The organism is Bacteroides sp. AF32-8BH, from assembly GCF_003435205.1.
GTDB classification, from domain to species: domain Bacteria; phylum Bacteroidota; class Bacteroidia; order Bacteroidales; family Bacteroidaceae; genus Bacteroides; species Bacteroides ovatus.
The window spans coordinates 234098-250547 of the sequence record NZ_QVLZ01000001.1 but is presented as its reverse complement, the minus strand read 5'-3'; the positions used below and the strand labels follow the sequence as shown (position 1 = coordinate 250547).

Below are 16450 nucleotides of genomic sequence, written 5' to 3'. Positions count from 1 at the left end.
GTACAGTTTAAAATTTAACATTAAGTCCAAATGAATATACTCTTGCCACAGGATAAGCACGACCACTGCCGTCTCCGGTATATTCCGGGTCCCATCCACCTTTCATCTTCGTGAAAGTCAACGGATTCTGCACGCTGGCAAAAATTCTCAAATTCTTGACATAGAGTTTTTTCATCCATTGCTGTGGGAAAGTATATCCGATCTGCGCATTTTTCAGACGCAAATATTTAGCGTCCTGAATCCAGAAATCTGATTTTGCAGCATTATTAGCCGATTCTGCTCCCATTGTCAGACGGGGATAAGTAGCATCCGGATTATTCGGAGTCCAACGATCCTGATGGAAATCCATTACCGGACCTTCATTATTATTATGGAAAGCCTCAACAGATTCACCACGCATCCATTTGTTACGTCTTCCCACTCCTTGCCACATCATCGAGAAATCAAAGCCTTTATATTCCAACCCATAAGTAAAGCCGAAAGTATATCTCGGAAAATCATTACCTACGATAAAGCGGTCATCATCCGGTTTAATCACACCATCGCCATTTTTATCCAGATAGCGGATATCTCCCGGTTTCGGTGTAATACCTTCCAGGTGCGGTCCTTTCTGACATTCTTCCTCATTCTGGAAAAATCCGTCTGAACGATATGCATAATAAGAATACAAAGGATAACCTTCCTTAATAATGGTCTGTACATCCGAACCACCGATAATTTCCGTACCGCGTGTATCTATTACTTCATTAAAGCTATCCGAAATATTTCCGGAGAAGTTATGCACTACTGGGCCAGTCTTCAAGCGATAGCTCACTGACAACTCCCATCCCCTCGTTTCTACTTTACCAGCATTCTGAATAGGCGCACCATTACCAAACAGTCCGGGAACCGGTAAATTCACCAAAATATCTTTTGTGCGGTTATTAAAACAGTCAAAAGTAATATTCAAGTCATTATTCAATAATCCCAATTCAAAACCGATATTAGCCATACGGGTAGTTTCCCACTTCAGATCGGGATTTGCAGAAGCAAATGTAGCAGTCTGTGCCAGTTTATCTCCGAAGCTGATACCGTTAGTTACAGACACCGTTTGCATATATTGATAAGCACCAATCCGGTTATTACCTACCAATCCCCAAGAACCTCTGATTTTCAGAGAAGGAACATACGGTTTCAATACAGACCAGAATTTTTCTTCCGAAATACGCCATCCTGCAGAGAAAGAAGGGAAGACTCCCGAACGGTTTCCTTTAGCAAAATAAGAAGAGTAGTCATTACGGATATTAAATTCCAGTAAATATTTCTCATCATAATTGTAAGTGGCTCTTGCAAAACCGGAATAGATAGCCCAATCACTTCCCGAACCTGTATTACTTACCTTATCACCACTCAAATCACCTACAAAAATGTCGTATTTAGAATCTTCCGTCAAACGACTGGTAGAGAATTGTTTTTCAGAGAAACCCTCATAAGCATATCCTAATAATCCACCGATAGAGTGTTTCCCTATTTTCGTATTATAAGTCACCATAAGATTGGTAGTGATATTCTTAGAACGATAGAATTGCTCGGTCAACTTATTTTCACTATCTCCCGTACCTTCGAAGGCCTTCCGGTTCTCATGCAAATTATTATTCCAAACACGTCCACCGGCACTTCCGATCAGTTTCAGTCCTTTATATACTTCCCATTCGGCTTGTATGGTTCCCAATAATTCATCATTCACATTCTGGCGATAACCGCCTTCTTCCAAACGCTGCAAACCGTTTGAGTTACTTCCGGCAGGATAATTATAACTGCCATCCTCATTCTTGATCGGGTAAATCGGCGGCATACGGTTTGCCTGCTCGATAATCCATTCCGTCCAGTAAGCATGTTCTTTAATGTCATTACGGGCAAATTGAGAAGTCAAATTCAATGTAAAGTTATTCGTCACCTTATGGCTTACATTCAGACGTGCATTGTAGCGTTTATAACCATAATCAGGTCCCTTGAACATACTACTCTGATCCAGATAACCCAGAGAAGCCATATAAGACAACTGATCGTTACCGCCTGTCATCGAAACATTGTGTGAACTTTGAGGAGAATTACGATTATAAAGTTCTTTCACCCAATTTACATTCGGACCACCATTTCTATATTGCGCAATCTGCTCGGGAGTGAATTTTGCAGCTCTTCCCGAATTAACAGCCGCTTCATTATACAGTTCAGCGTATACCCACGAGTCTGCTATCTTAGGCAATGAAGTAGGTTGCTGAACACCATACATAAAATCATAAGAGATTTCTACCTTACCGGCTTTTCCTTTCTTGGTAGTGACAAGTACCACACCATTGGAAGCACGTGAACCATAAATAGCAGTAGAAGAAGCATCTTTCAAAATAGAAATCTGCTCAATATCAGCCGGATTCAGATTGGCGAGCGATCCTTCAATTCCGTCAATAATCACCAACGGATCATTGTTGTTCATTGTATTCAAACCACGGATATTAATAGAAGGTACACTACCCGGAGTAGAACTTCCCTGCTGAATTACCAAACCGGGAGTCGTTCCCTGCATCGCTTCCAATACATTGGAAATCGGCTTTCCTTCCAATTCATCCGTAGAAACAGAAGACACAGCTCCTGTCAGGTTGACTTTCTTCTGCACACCGTAGCCTACCACTACCACATCTTTCAAAGCAACCACATCCGACTTCAACACCACATTGATAAACTGGCGGCCGTTCACCGGAACTTCCTGTGTTTCATATCCTATTGAGGAAACTACCAATACCGCTTTTGAAGCAACATTCAGTGAAAAATTTCCATCCATATCCGTAGCCGTACCCGTAGATACACCTTTCACCAGCACGGTAGCCCCAATCACGGGTTCCCCGTCTGCCATTACCTTACCTTTCACTGCGATTGTATTAGATTGCGCATACAGTTTGGAACCAACAGCCACATTCATACAAACAATCAACATAACAGCCAATAATTGCCAACTCGAAAATGCCGCTCTGAAAAGCCGGCGGGCAAATTGCGCGTTCAATAGATTAGATTGTTTCATAATATTTTATATTTGAATTAATAGAAGAGTTATCATATATTATAAGATATTAAGTTGGGACAAAGCAAAGGAATAAGCCCCTAAAGCAACGGCTCTGCTTGCTCCTAATGTAGAAACAGCAATGCCTATTTTCTTGTGACAGGCATAATGCACCTCTCTCTCCGAAAATGGTATTTTCACCATCTTGTCTTTTTCCTCCAGAAATTTATCAAATGCCTCTTTTTCGGACAGATTGAACACCTCCATCTGCAAACAAGGGAAAGAAGCTCCTGCAAATGTGCCGATCTGCCGATTCATCTCATTCATAACTCCCGGAAGTATGTATTTAGCCGCTCCGGCCACTCCTCCGCCAATCACCACCAAGCCATCAACAATATTCAATGCACGGATGATAGCATCACCGGCCATCTCTCCCAGTTCGTTAAAACTCCGGACAGCAGCCTGCTGATCTCCCTCTGCGGTCCCTTCGGCAATATCATATATATCTTTGGGAGTCAAAGAAGAAGCATCCTTTCCGGTCAATTCCTGATATACTCGCCTGACAGCCCTGATGCTGACACTTTCTTCCGCGATCATTTCGGGATATTTCTTATTCCGCATAATCCAGACGTCGCCGCCGCAACCGTTGTCTCCGGTCAGTAACCGGCTGTCAATCACCACTCCGGCACCAAACCCTGTACCCAGTGTAATTCCGAGCAGGTTCTTATATACCTTACTGCTGCCTGCTTCTTTCAGGCGTTTATTCACTTCGGGCAAAGTGCCTGCCAAGGCTTCGCCATAAGCAAACAAATTACCGTCATTATTAATAAAAACCGGAATACCAAACTGTTCCCTCAAATAAGGTCCAAGTGCCACTCCTCCCCTGAAGGCCGGGAAGTTAGGCAAGTCACCAATAATTCCATGCTCATAGTCAGCAGGCCCGGGGAAAGCAAAACTGATAGCTACCGGAAGTTTCGGCAATCGTTTCTCAACTTCCAGGAAACCTTCTACAAGAACAGACAAGCAACGCTCCAAGTCGTCGGACGCTGCCGGAAGGCAAATAGGTTCCACTATTTCGCGACAGCCTTGTATCGCTGAAAACACGAAATTAGTGCCTCCCGCATCGAGCGTCATTACGATTCGTTCATCATGTTCATACATAGTTTTCAAGATATTAGATGATTTATTTCATTATTAAAAGCGTACGTAAGCTTTGATCGTTACACATTCTTTTCCTGCAGATTTACCATACGGGGCAATGGTATATTCTTTCACCCCGGCAGGAATGATAAATGTTTCAGCATAATGCACCACGAAAGGCTCAAAAGCATGAGTAGGACTCTCAACTACGGCCTCTTCTCCCTCCAACAGATTCAGTACATTTACACTATCGTTTGTGTAATGCAACACCGGTGATGAGAAACGGTGGCGACGAGTTTCGATAAATTCGTTCGGATGCAGTCCGGTACGTTCTTCTACCCAACCTTCTCCGGAAGCGACTTCCGTAAACTGATTACGAAGGTGTTCATTTACATATTCCGTATCGCGATTCCAGTTGATAACGCATTTACCACGTTCCACATTGATCGGACGCGGTTTTCCATCCAGTCCCAAGCGTTGCCAGTCCCATAGTTTGAAAGTGAAGAGGTTCGGAGTCGAGCTGATTTCAAGCACCATACTGTTGGCACCGGAACAATGAACGGTTCCTCCCGGGATCAGGAAGTGATCGTGTTTCTTCGTCGGAATCTTATTTACGTACTTTTCTGCGTCGAACACCAGTTCACCTTTTTGTGCTTTACGCAAATCGCCGATCATCGCTTCTTTGTCCACTCCTGTCTTTACTCCCAGATAAACGACGGCATCTTCTTCCGCGTCTACCATGTAGTAACTTTCATCCTGCGTGTAGTACATACCGAAACTGTCACGGATAAATTGAGTAGTAGGATGCACCTGCAAACTCAAATTACCTCCGCCCATCGTATCCAAAAAGTCGAAACGAATAGGGAAGTCTTTTCCAAAGCGTGCCTCCACCGGTTCACCAAGCAACTCTTTACTTTTCAGTAAAACCAAATCAACCGAAGGCAGTTCAAAGCGCACTCCGTTCACTTCAAAATAAAGGCTGTTCTCTTCAGGTACACAGTCAAAGCACCAGCCGAAATTTTCGCGTTCACGATCCAGGTCGCAAACCTCTTTCATCCATTGACCACCCCAGGGAGCCGGATCGAAGAAAGGAACTACCCGGAACGGTGTGTTCACCGTTGCCTCTACCCCTTTAAAGAAAGTATCCTTATCAATCATCTTCGGTGTCCCGGCCACATGGGTGTCAATCCAGAATTCTACCCTATCAAACAATCTTTCCTTATACCTATCACATACTCTCCAATCGTTGAAATACCCTCTCTTGTATTGCAAAGAAACAGCATCGTTCCGATTGTCTATACCTAAAGCTTTTACCTCATGCCGGCGGAAACGTTGTTGGATTTCCCAACGTGCCATATCCGCATAAACTACCATCGCATCCTGTGGAGCAACAACAGCAGCACCCGTACCTATGATTACAATGGTTTCTTTTGCTTCACTGATTTGCTTCCGTGCAGCAGCCACCTTATCCGCATCCAAATAATCTTCCAGCTTCAAATTGGTAACATAGCCGAATAACACATCTTCAGTCATGAAGCGTTCTGTCAACGTTTGAATTTCTTTTTCCGGTTTCATCAAATCACGTACATTCATCACTCTTCCGGAGAATTCTTTTGAAAAAGCATCCAGCACTTCTTCTTCATATACTCCTGTATATAAATCCACAGCCAGCACTTTTCTTGCATCCATTTTCTTTTTTAACATAGAAATGATACTATCCCAACCCTGAACAAGCATCCCCGTCAGCTTCGTAGAAGGAAATTTATCATAATTAGCTTTTCTCATGTTTATAGCGTTTTTAAATTTTATATGTTCATACATACTTTCAATTGTGCAAATATATAGATTTTATTTTTATTCCAAACAAAACTTGGATTATTTTTTGATAAATCTTATATTTGCTGAAAATAAACCAATCAGAATAGATATGAAATTAGATCATAATAGTGATAAACCGCTTCATATTCAGGCAGAAGAGATACTAAGAAGACTCATAGAATCTGAAGAGTACAAAAACGGGAAGCTATTTCCCAACGAGGTCGAATTGTCTGAACAATTACACATTTCAAGGAACACATTAAGACAAGCTATCAACAAACTCGTGTTTGAGGGGCTTTTGGTGCGAAAGAAAGGTTACGGAACGAAGGTAGTAAAGAAAGGTATCGTAGGCGGAGTAAAGAACTGGCTTAGTTTCTCACAGGAGATGAAGATGTTAGGTATCGAGATTCGCAATTTCGAGCTGCATATCAGTTTAAAGCGTCCAACCGAAGAAATCGGCACATTCTTTGATTTAGGTTCCAATCCCGACACTCGCTGTGTAGTGATGGAGCGTGTCAGAGGAAAAAAAGAATATCCGTTTGTTTACTTCATCTCTTATTTCAACCCCAATATTCCACTAACCGGAGAGGAAGATTATACACGCCCATTATACGAAATGCTGGAAACCCAATATAATATAGTAGTAAAGACCAGCAAGGAGGAGATTTCAGCCAGACTTGCAGGGGAATTTATTGCAGAGAAACTGGAGATAAAATCCAATGACCCTATATTAATAAGGAGAAGATTTGTTTATGATGTGAACGGAGTACCTATTGAATACAACGTCGGGTATTATCGGGCAGACAGCTTTACTTATACAATAGAGGCAGAGAGATAGACCGTATGTTCATACATATATAATATAAGGAGGCTATTTTAGAAGTTGAAATTTCTATCTTTCCTTTAAAATAACCTCTTTATATCATCTCTCTTTCCATAATTATGTCCTACCCGTCATTTATTATCGAACTTACCATTAGAGCATCCGGCAAGAATCCGATCCAGACTTTCATCCACAACACCTATCATCTGAAGTTTGGATAATAAATGATAGTAGGAAGTTTTTCCTACTCCTTCTATTCTCAACAGACTTTTCCAACCTCTTCCCGATACGATTTCCAATAAGTCTTTTACTGTTCGAACATCTTGATTATACAAGACATTAGCCAGCCGAGTATCAGCTACTTTACAAACAGGCAATTGAAGTATCCACTCCTCCTGCCCAACATTTATATTCTTATTATTGTCTGCCAAAGATAAAAAACGAGCATCGATAGCACGCTTTCGATAAGTAGCCAATATATCTTTCTTCAAATTCAACCCTTTAAGTATAGAGTTATACATTTGCAATGTCTTCCCATAGGTAATTCGATGCCGATCAGCCACTTTCGCTACTGATTCTCCTGTAGAAATTGAATAGAAGATATCGCGGGTAACAGGGTGAAGAATCAATGCTGCCAGTTCACGAATGATTATTTCATATAGAGGTTTACAAGTCTTCTGTGTTCTCAATACATATAGTAGATCATCGTATTTTGAAATGATAAAGTCCCGTTCCAGTTTCTTTTCTTCTACGATTTTAGAAAGGTAACCTGCTTCTAAACCAAGTCTTTTGTGAGCTTCCAGATAAGCATCCAAACTCTCATCATCCAAAAACAACTGATCGTTGATTCGGGAACTCGTAATGTATCCAAGATTTGCCCAATTTCTAAGAATCGTCTCCTGGATGCCGTGTCTTTCAGACATCTGTTTTGTTGTGAGCCAATTTGACATAAAAAAACGGAACTAGATTAATAATATTAACTAGTCCCGTACCTTTTATTATAAAAGAGTACGGAGCTGTCACATCCCGCTAGTAGGAGGTAGTAACGGCTACCCAATGCATACGGGCAGACAGCCCGTACCCTATGAGAAGTCATAGAAGTACAGGCGTCTTCCCAGCATGCATTAAAAAATCCGTTACAATTTCCTACTAGCCGAGGAAACGCACAATCGCACACCACAAAGGCGTGCTACGTTCCAATGACAAAGGTACAAATACTTTTCGGAAAATAACAAGAGAGAGGCATAAATGTTTAGAATGATGATTGTATAATTAAAGCGTATGTATATAAATAGACAGGCTTCAATTAGTTATCTTATTCAAATAAGAAACCACTCTACAATTAAAGCACCTCTCTCTTACATAAACTACCTACTTTTGTAGCAAATAACAATTCGTTCCACCTAGGTAGAACTAAACAAATACCATGGTCGAACCAAACGATAACCAAGGTAGAACTAAAGAATAACCTTGGTAGAACGAATTAATAGTAGTAATTAATCCATTAATAATAGAATATGAGTGCTTTATATGACTTATTTGAAAATCCACCGTCACCTGACGGAGAGAAACAACCGCTACATGCCCGTATTGTCTCCAAAGGAACCGTAGATAAAGAAGAGTTTCTGGATCGTGTCCACAAATTCACCGGTATCAGCAGAAGTTTATTGGCAGGAGCCATGGAAGCCTTTGCCAATGAAGCACGGGATTTACTAGCCGACGGCTGGAATGTAGAAATGGGAAACTTCGGATTCTTCTCTACATCGTTGCAATGTCCGCCGGTTAAAGATAAAAAAGAAATTCGGGCAGCGTCTGTCCAAATGAAAAATATTAATTTCCGCGCAAGTCGTCCATTCAAGAAAGAAGTAGGCGACAAAATGAGGCTGCAACGAGGAGAATCTATCACACGCCCTAAGAAAAATAGTATCTCCCGTGAGACGTGTCGCGACCGCCTCAACACATATTTGGAAAATCACCTATTCATCAGCCGGACAGATTATAGCCATCTGACAGGACGAAATAAAAAAGTAGCTATTGAAGAATTAAATTCCTTTATTACCGACAGAATAATCCAAAAGGAAGGGGTTGGAAAGTTGACTGTATATATAAAGGTATAAACTCTTGGAACACAGAATTAAGAGCCACAACAAGATTATTGCTGTTGTAACTCAAGTATGATTTCATCAGTGATGTAGGCATCACTCAACGTTATAAGCGGATATTGTTTATTAAGAAGCAATGCATATACCTTACTATTATAGAACAAGTGCAATGCTTTTTCGGGAGAAATATTCAAACGCTCCGCTAATTGCATCACCACACGAGTGTATTTATTCCATACTAATACATCTATCATAAACGCAGTTTATTTTATTGTTACATATTCTTTGAAAGAGAGACACTCGTCAATGAGACGTTGATTGAGAATCCTTTACCAAAGTCGAGGTTTTCGCGTCCGACACCGACCAAAGGATACTCTACGGCCTGCGTACTACCATGATAGACCTTCATACAGATTCTCCTTTTTCTTTATAATGGGCTTCCCAGTTTTCAAGAGCTTCTACCAACGTATCGGCTATGTACTCACGACTCTGGGTGTGAAGCATGTCATATCCACTTATCAGGTATTGACGGATAAGATTCAGTTTTTCCAAACGGTTATAGAGAGTAGGAGCCGGAATACCCAACTTCTGGGCGGCACTCTCAATGGCAAAAATCACAAACTCCATGACTTTGCCATCAACAACGGGGGCTGATTGGCTTGAATGTAGCATACTATACCTCTATTATCTTAGTGTAATATGTACAAATATAGTGTTTATTCTTGCAACGTTCATCGTTTTTCGGCATATTTTATGATTATCAAGAACATTTGAGTATCGTGAAACTGATTGAAATACTCCCTATTTGGAAATGGCTATTAAAGTAGAACATCTAAGAATCTATAAATCAGAATCATACAAACAAAATAAATAAAAGTGAATCAAAGTACGTACATCTAGGATCGTTAAAGCACCTCCCCGGAAAGTGCCCATAGTATCTTTGCATCGTGATCACAAAGAGAATTGATAAGTAAAGTAACTAATTAAAAAAAAACAAAAAACTATGGCACTTAGATACGTCATTAAAAAAAGAACATTCGGCTTTGATAAAACTAAAGCTGAAAAATATGTAGCACAAAATGTAATCACCAATACGTTGGATTTCAGAGATTTGTGTGAGGAAATCACTAAAGTTGGAATGGTTCCCAGTGGAGCAGTGAAATTTGTACTCGATGCTTTGATCGATACATTGAATCTCAACCTTAGAAAAGGCATCTCTGTTCAATTAGGAGATTTCGGATGCTTCCGTCCAGGTATGAATTGCGAAAGTCAGGATGCTGAAAAAGATGTAGATAGCGATACGATACGCAGAGTGAAAATCATTTTCACTCCGGGCTACAAATTCAAAGAGATGCTAAGTAAAGTCAGTGTTCAAAAAGCGGTGGCTTCCGATGATGGTTCCATCAGCCCGGAGCAACCGGATCCCAACCCGAATCCAAACCCGGATGACGGCAAAGGAGAAGCACCGGACCCGGCAGCATAAGACTAATCATCAGCCTTTAAAAGCAGGAAAACAGTACCCGCCTACGGGCGGATACTGTTTCCCAAAGTATTCCTGTAAAAGACTTGACAACGCCTTTTTTATTTTGTATCTTTACAACATCTTAAAACATTAAAATATCAACATGAAAGAATTGCCATCAGAAGAGGAAGAAATTCCGTTTCGCATTAAAACTTATAAGAAAAAGGAATTGGCTTGTATGTACAATCCGAACATTACACCCCGTTGCGCCATACGCATATTCACCAAATGGATTAAAATAAATAAAGAACTGCTCCGGTTATTGACTGCCACAGGTTATCATCCGCGTACACGAACTTTTACTCCCCGACAGGTACAAATCATCACCAGTATTCTGGACATTCCATAAGGATGTCCAGAATACTGGTTTTATCATTGCAGTTGTCCCGCCGCTTTCAAATAAGCCACATAATTCACATACAATTGGAAATGGGCATCCACTTTCGTCTGATAAGCCTGCTGCCAAAGCACTTGTGCTTCCAGATAATCCGAAAGAGTTTCCAGTCCCACTTCATATTGCTTACCACTGACTTTCATATTCTCCTCTGCCTGTTCCAGCGAACGTTCGGAAAGCTCCGTTTCCAACCGGGCCTCATCCAGATTATTGGCAGCTTGCATCAACTCCAGCAACATCTTTTCATTGACATTTTCCTGTTCAAGACGAGCTTGTTCCAACTTCACTTTGGCAGACTTTACTTTATTGGTACGTTCGCCAAAATGAAACAGAGGGACAGAGACATTCAGGAATACGGAAAAAGCACCCTTTTTCATCAAAGTTTCATCATTGACTTCCAATCCGTGAAGATAATCATAACTACCTCTGACGCCGATACGCGGTAACAGTTCACTACGATTCAGCTTTACCTCCTGCTCGGCAATGGCTATTTGTTTGTTCAAGATTCCATATTCGGGACGGGCAGTTATGTCAGAGACCTGCACTTTCCACTCCTGCTCCACTTCCGGAAAATCATCGGATATATCAATCTGTGCTGTCAAAGGGCGGCCGATGTAATGACAAAGATTCATACTTGCAAGACGGAGGGCGTTATCAGCCTTTCGCAAAGAAAGTTCACTCTCGTTGAGTTTCACTTGCACTTTCAGTACATCATTTTGCGGTTTCATGCCATGCCGATGAGCACTCTTTACATTTTTGGAAAGTTCCGTCAGTAAGGCGTGATATTTTTCCGCTACTTTTTTCATCTCCTTGGCTTTCACTAACTGCACGTATGCTTTATCTGTATTCAGAATAACTTCCGAAGTAGTTAAAGCTTCGTTCAAATGTGCCATTTCCTTTCCCAATAGTGACATTTTATAGGCGGCACGGATTTTTCCTCCCATATAAAGAGGTTGCTCCACTTGTACACCGCCCGAGTAAACAGTTCCGACCTTATAGTCCAGATTCAGTCCGGGAAAATAAGCGAAACCGCTCGATACCAGTTCTCCGGTAGCAGGATTGGGCAAGAAAACCGGAAGGTTTCCTCCCGGAACTCCGAGACTTCCGTCCGCTGTGCTATAAATACCCGTTCCGTTGACTGTAAAATTAGGGAAGAAATTGGCTTTATAACTAAGAGACATCAATCGGGCTGCTTCCGTCTGCTTATTAGCGGCAGCCATATCCTTATTATATTTCAGTGCCATTTCACGGCATTGCGCCAGACTTAGTTTTTCTTGCGCGGCAAGAGAAACCGACAGGCCGAACAATACACCCGCTACACTAATGGCTACAAGAATTTCTTTTTTCATTTGTCTGTCTTTTTTATATGAAAGAATAATGCATACAAAATCGGGATAAAAAGCAACGTTATCAACGTGCCGAACAGCAACCCACCCATAATAGAAGCCGCCAACGAACCGAACATGGCATCCGGCAACAATGGAATCATTCCCAAAATCGTAGTCAGCGAAGCCATCATCACGGGACGGAGACGACTTTGCGAACTGTCTATCAATGCCGTCACAGGTTCTACTCCCTGATTAATCTGCAAAGTGATCTCATCCATCAATACAATACCATTCTTAATAATCATGCCGATCAATCCCAATGTACCGACGATAGCCACAAAGTTGAATGTCTTCCCGGTAAGCAGCATTACAGCAACAACACCGACAAATACCAGCGGAATAGTACAGAAGATGATAACCGGTTTCCGGTAATCTTTGAACAGCATGATTAGAATGGATATCATCAGAATGATAGCAAACGGGAAATTCTTGAACAGATATTGCATAGACTTTGTGCTGGCGTTCCTCTCGCCTTGCCATTGAAGCCGATATCCGTCAGGCAGCGGAATCTGTTCAATCTGCATGGCAATGGATTGCCGCGCCTTCTCCGTTTCTACCCCCGGAACAGGAGAACATTGCACCCGTTGGCTACGCTGCCCGTTATAACGGGGAACCACCGGATCTTCCCACTTCACATCAATCCGCTTACTGATTTGTTTTAACGGAGTTGTTCCCATCAACGTTTCCACCAGTTCTTCTTTTGATAGTGTTCCTGTCTTCAGTTTCATCATCATTTCCTGTGTCAGCAAACCGTTCAGAGAAGGAAGAGACGAGAATATCTGCGTATTGCCCAGGTTTTCAATCGGATTTCCGTGTTCGTCCAGACAACGCAAGTAGATATTATCTTTGTGAATACCTTCGTAGAAAGACCCGATAGGGATGCCGCTGGTAGCGGTCAGTAGAGATAGGCTTACATCATTACGGCTCAATCCGATAGCACGTGCCGCAGGCTGGTCATATTCAATAGTCAGTACCGGAATTTGCGGTTCCCAGTCCGTGGTAATCAGGTAAACATCCGGGCAATTCTCCATAATCTTGCGGGCACTGTCTGCCAACTGATGCAAAACAGCAGGATCAGGACCGGTAAATTGCACTTCAATAGGATATTTCTTGAACATCAGATTGTAGCGGTTCATCTTTACGTAAGCATCCGGATAATGTTGTGAAAGATATTGTTGAATTTCCGCCATGTTATCCACCAAATCGTCCGGAGAGGTGAAGTCGATAATCAGTTCACCGTAAGATAAGGAAGGATTGGCTACGTTACGCACCAAGTTATAACGAGCAGGTGTACCACCGATAGAAGTAGTGACGTGTGTAACTTCCGGACGCTTTTTCAGGTAAACTTCGATTTCTTCCAAGTCACGTGCTACACGAGTGGAGTTAGTCCCTTCCGGCAATTTATATTCCATGTAAAGCTGATCGTAGACCATATCCGGGAAAAAGCCCTGCTTCATAAACCGATAACTGAAAGCCGAAAGCAATACCAAAGCAATCATTGTAAACACAAAACTCCAACGATGTGCCAGACTGAATTTCAATAATGAACGGAGCACAGCATAAATCTTTCCTTCATACACACGTTTTCCGGCAGCAGTAGTTGCCGCAGAGATTTCCGGATGCAAAATCCGGTCAGCCATCAACGGGACGTGCACCAAAGCCAGCACCCAACTAAGCAACAGGGAAACTGCGAGTACGATAAACAAATCGCGCGTATAGACGCCTGCCGTATCAGGCGATATAAAGATAGGAAGAAAAGCGATGATGGCAATCAGAGTAGCTCCCAGCAAAGGCATTGCTGTCTGCCGTCCGATAGCAGTCATTGCTTCCATCCGGCTCTTCCCGGCTTTCAAATCTACCAAAATACCGTCGATGATAACAATCGCGTTATCCACCAGCATCCCCATCGCAAGCACGAACGAGGCCAATGAAACACGCTGCATCGTACCATCCATAAAATAAAGGAACAGGAAGGAACCGAATACCGTCACTACCAGGCTGATACCGATAATCACCCCGCTCTTGAATCCCATAGCAATCATCAGGATAACGACTACGATAATCACAGATTCTATCAGATTAAGAATGAACGTCCCTAACGAAGTACCTACGCGTTCCGGCTGATAGAAAACCTTATGACACTCTACTCCTGCCGGAAGGCGTTCAGCCTTTAGTTGCTCCAGTTTCTTTTCCACTCGATGCCCCACTTTGATAATGTCGGCATCCGAAGAAGCGGCCACCATGATTCCTATCGCACGCTGACGGTCATAAAACAATTCGTTGCGGGTAGGATCTTCATAATCTTTCTCAATACGGGCTATATCACTCAACCGCAACTGATCGGCATCATGTCCCTGAATCAGCATACGACCGATATCCTCCACCGTCTTAAACTTGTCACTGACTGTCACCCGGATACGATTATCGCCATTATCATAGTAACCAGTATAAGTCGTTTGGTTCTGTCCGTTCAATGTGGCTAGCACTTCGGCGGGTTTCACACCCAAGTTAGCCATCCGGTCTTGCAAAAGAGAGAGATTAATACATTCGGGACGTTTACCGTATAAGTCGACGCGTTCCACCCCATCCAGTTCACTGACTTCACGTTTCACCAGTTCTGAATAATCAGATAGTTCCCTGTCGGAAAGTCCGTCACCCGTCAAAGCGAAAAACATTCCGTAGACATTTCCAAAATCATCTTTTACAATAGAAGGGTTGGCACCTTCGGGAAGTTCTGCCTGTGCGTTCACCACTTTACGACGCAACAGATCCCAGCATTGTTCTACGTCCGTCTCTTTGACAGTCGTTTTCAGTTCTACCTGAATCAGAGAGAGATCGTTGTAGGAATAACTTTCCACATTATCTATATTCCCCATGGAGCGGATATTTTTCTCCAGCACATCCGTCACTTCCAACTCTACCTGATGTGCAGACGCACCGGGATAGGTAGTGACTACCATAGCGAGCTTTACCGTTATTTCAGGATCCTCCAGTTTACTCATTTCATAACTGGAATAAGCTCCTCCTACAATCAGTACGGCAATCAGGAAGTAGATCAACTTCTTGTTCTCAAATGCCCATTTACTAATATCAATCATAGCAGTCCTCCCACATTGGTTTCAGTAGCCGGAAGAAGCGGTTCCACCTGTTCTCCCTCTTTTACATGATGTACCCCCGAAGCGACAACCAAGTCACCGGGATTCGCTCCGTCTGAAGTAATCAGGCATCTGCCGTCGCTAAGCAGACGGGTGACGGTCACATCACAACGGCGAATAGCGTGACTGGAAGCATCATAAAGAAAGATACTCGTACGCCCGTTCTCACGAAGAATCGCTCCACCGGGAACCGACAGGTTACACACATCTCCTTCACTACATTCGATAGTTACCATTGTATTCATGCCGGGCGATGGAACTGCCTGTTTATCTTCTTTTTTCAGTTGAAGCCGCATAGTGTACAACTGATTGGCATTTGCCTTAGGGGTGACACTAATCAGTTCCAAAGCATATCTTTGATGAGGATAAATATCGAATGTACAATAGTAGCGGGTAAACTGCTGTCGACGAATATATTCCACTGCCGGAAGATTAATCTCCACCTCCGGGCTTCCCTCACTGATGATGGAAACGACGGGCATACCGGCAGCTACCGTCTCATGGGAATCAAAAAGACGTTTCTGCACATATCCGTTAAAAGGAGCATACAAACGGGTGTATGCCAACTGGTCTTTAGCATGGTTATATTTGGCGGTAATCTGTCTCAATCCGTACACGGCCTTATCGTTAGCATCCGGTGTTGTCACATTTTCCTTATAAAGTGCCATCACCCGTTCCGCCTCCGCTTTCACACTTTGATATTCTGCTTCTGCCGCATCCAGCTGAATCTGATAGTCTGTCGGATCTAATTCTGCCAATAATTGCCCTTTACGCACATAGGCACCGTCATTTACATGCATATACTGAATAGTACCACTCACCCGGAAAGACAGACTTATGTCCTGTGCCGCTTTCACTCGACCCGGAAACTGCAAAGCTATTTGTCTGTCGGCAGAAAGTACGGTATCAATCTTCACTGCCGGCTTACTGTCTGTGTTTTGTACACGTTGCCCACACGAAGTCAACAGAACTGCTAAAAATCCTGTTAATAAGAAGTCTAATCGTCTCATATTTTCACTTATTAGTTAGTTGCCACAAAAGTATCCCAAGCAAACATGAGGAGAAAGGTTGATT

At 42.5% G+C, this 16450-nt stretch carries 14 protein-coding genes; 4 read left to right on the top strand and 10 right to left on the bottom strand.

Translation table 11 applies throughout. The features are described 5' to 3' along the window. Positions 1-7 precede the first annotated feature (7 nt). Genes DWZ47_RS01060 through DWZ47_RS01050 form a run of 3 tightly spaced genes read right to left on the bottom strand, consistent with a single transcriptional unit; the run spans position 8 to position 5959 of the window. Entirely contained in the window at positions 8-3055 is a 3048-nt protein-coding gene (locus tag DWZ47_RS01060; protein WP_117512110.1) for a SusC/RagA family TonB-linked outer membrane protein, read from the bottom strand. A 39-nt stretch (positions 3056-3094) separates the two neighbouring features. Beyond that, positions 3095-4195 carry an ROK family protein gene (locus DWZ47_RS01055; protein WP_008650195.1) on the bottom strand — a complete coding sequence of 367 codons (1101 nt, stop codon included), beginning with the start codon at positions 4193-4195 and terminating at the stop codon, positions 3095-3097. A gap of 33 nt (positions 4196-4228) precedes the next feature. Then, complete coding sequence (locus DWZ47_RS01050) at positions 4229-5959, bottom strand: class I mannose-6-phosphate isomerase (protein ID WP_117512139.1); 1731 nt, start codon at positions 5957-5959, stop codon at positions 4229-4231. 142 nt (positions 5960-6101) lie between these two features. Here DWZ47_RS01050 and DWZ47_RS01045 point away from each other — a divergent pair, with 142 nt between their 5' ends. Continuing rightward, entirely contained in the window at positions 6102-6830 is a 729-nt protein-coding gene (locus DWZ47_RS01045; protein WP_004321898.1) for a GntR family transcriptional regulator, read from the top strand. 116 nt (positions 6831-6946) lie between these two features. Here the strand turns inward: DWZ47_RS01045 and DWZ47_RS01040 are convergent, their stop codons facing one another. After that, a complete protein-coding gene (locus DWZ47_RS01040) occupies positions 6947-7738 on the bottom strand; it encodes a hypothetical protein (RefSeq protein ID WP_117512109.1) in 792 nt (263 codons plus the stop codon). A gap of 594 nt (positions 7739-8332) precedes the next feature. On the opposite strand from DWZ47_RS01040, the gene DWZ47_RS01030 reads away from it, so the two are divergent. After that, positions 8333-8932 (top strand): DsbA family protein, encoded by a 600-nt coding sequence (locus DWZ47_RS01030; protein WP_008650186.1) that lies wholly within the window; start codon positions 8333-8335, stop codon positions 8930-8932. A 35-nt stretch (positions 8933-8967) separates the two neighbouring features. Here DWZ47_RS01030 and DWZ47_RS01025 read toward each other — a convergent pair whose 3' ends face one another. Genes DWZ47_RS01025 through DWZ47_RS01015 form a run of 3 tightly spaced genes read right to left on the bottom strand, consistent with a single transcriptional unit; the run spans position 8968 to position 9589 of the window. Then, positions 8968-9171, bottom strand: a complete 204-nt coding sequence (locus tag DWZ47_RS01025) for a DUF3791 domain-containing protein (protein WP_004299389.1) — start codon at positions 9169-9171, stop codon at positions 8968-8970. 20 nt (positions 9172-9191) lie between these two features. Further along, complete coding sequence (locus DWZ47_RS01020; protein WP_004299388.1) at positions 9192-9326, bottom strand: DUF3990 domain-containing protein; 135 nt, start codon at positions 9324-9326, stop codon at positions 9192-9194. Continuing rightward, positions 9323-9589: a DUF3791 domain-containing protein gene (locus DWZ47_RS01015; RefSeq protein ID WP_004299387.1), complete on the bottom strand. Its 267-nt coding sequence runs from the start codon at positions 9587-9589 to the stop codon at positions 9323-9325. The genes DWZ47_RS01020 and DWZ47_RS01015 overlap by 4 nt, the downstream gene beginning before the upstream one ends. Positions 9590-9920: 331 nt before the next feature. On the opposite strand from DWZ47_RS01015, the gene DWZ47_RS01010 reads away from it, so the two are divergent. Both DWZ47_RS01010 and DWZ47_RS01005 read left to right on the top strand, forming a co-directional pair. Continuing rightward, the gene (locus tag DWZ47_RS01010) at positions 9921-10400 is read left to right on the top strand and encodes an HU family DNA-binding protein (protein ID WP_008650185.1); all 480 of its coding nucleotides are present in this window, start codon (positions 9921-9923) and stop codon (positions 10398-10400) included. Positions 10401-10542: 142 nt separating this feature from the next. Then, complete coding sequence (locus DWZ47_RS01005; RefSeq protein ID WP_004299385.1) at positions 10543-10788, top strand: DUF4248 domain-containing protein; 246 nt, start codon at positions 10543-10545, stop codon at positions 10786-10788. Positions 10789-10811: 23 nt separating this feature from the next. Here the strand turns inward: DWZ47_RS01005 and DWZ47_RS01000 are convergent, their stop codons facing one another. The 3 genes from DWZ47_RS01000 to DWZ47_RS00990 are packed head-to-tail and all read right to left on the bottom strand — an operon-like array spanning position 10812 to position 16386. Beyond that, positions 10812-12182, bottom strand: coding sequence for a TolC family protein (locus tag DWZ47_RS01000; protein WP_008650184.1), 1371 nt, complete (start codon positions 12180-12182; stop codon positions 10812-10814). Beyond that, a complete protein-coding gene (locus DWZ47_RS00995; RefSeq protein ID WP_117512108.1) occupies positions 12179-15319 on the bottom strand; it encodes an efflux RND transporter permease subunit in 3141 nt (1046 codons plus the stop codon). The genes DWZ47_RS01000 and DWZ47_RS00995 overlap by 4 nt, the downstream gene beginning before the upstream one ends. Further along, on the bottom strand, positions 15316-16386 hold the full coding sequence (locus DWZ47_RS00990) for an efflux RND transporter periplasmic adaptor subunit (protein ID WP_004321911.1): 1071 nt from the start codon (positions 16384-16386) through the stop codon (positions 15316-15318). Before DWZ47_RS00990 ends, DWZ47_RS00995 begins: the two co-directional genes overlap by 4 nt. Positions 16387-16450: the final 64 nt, after the last annotated feature.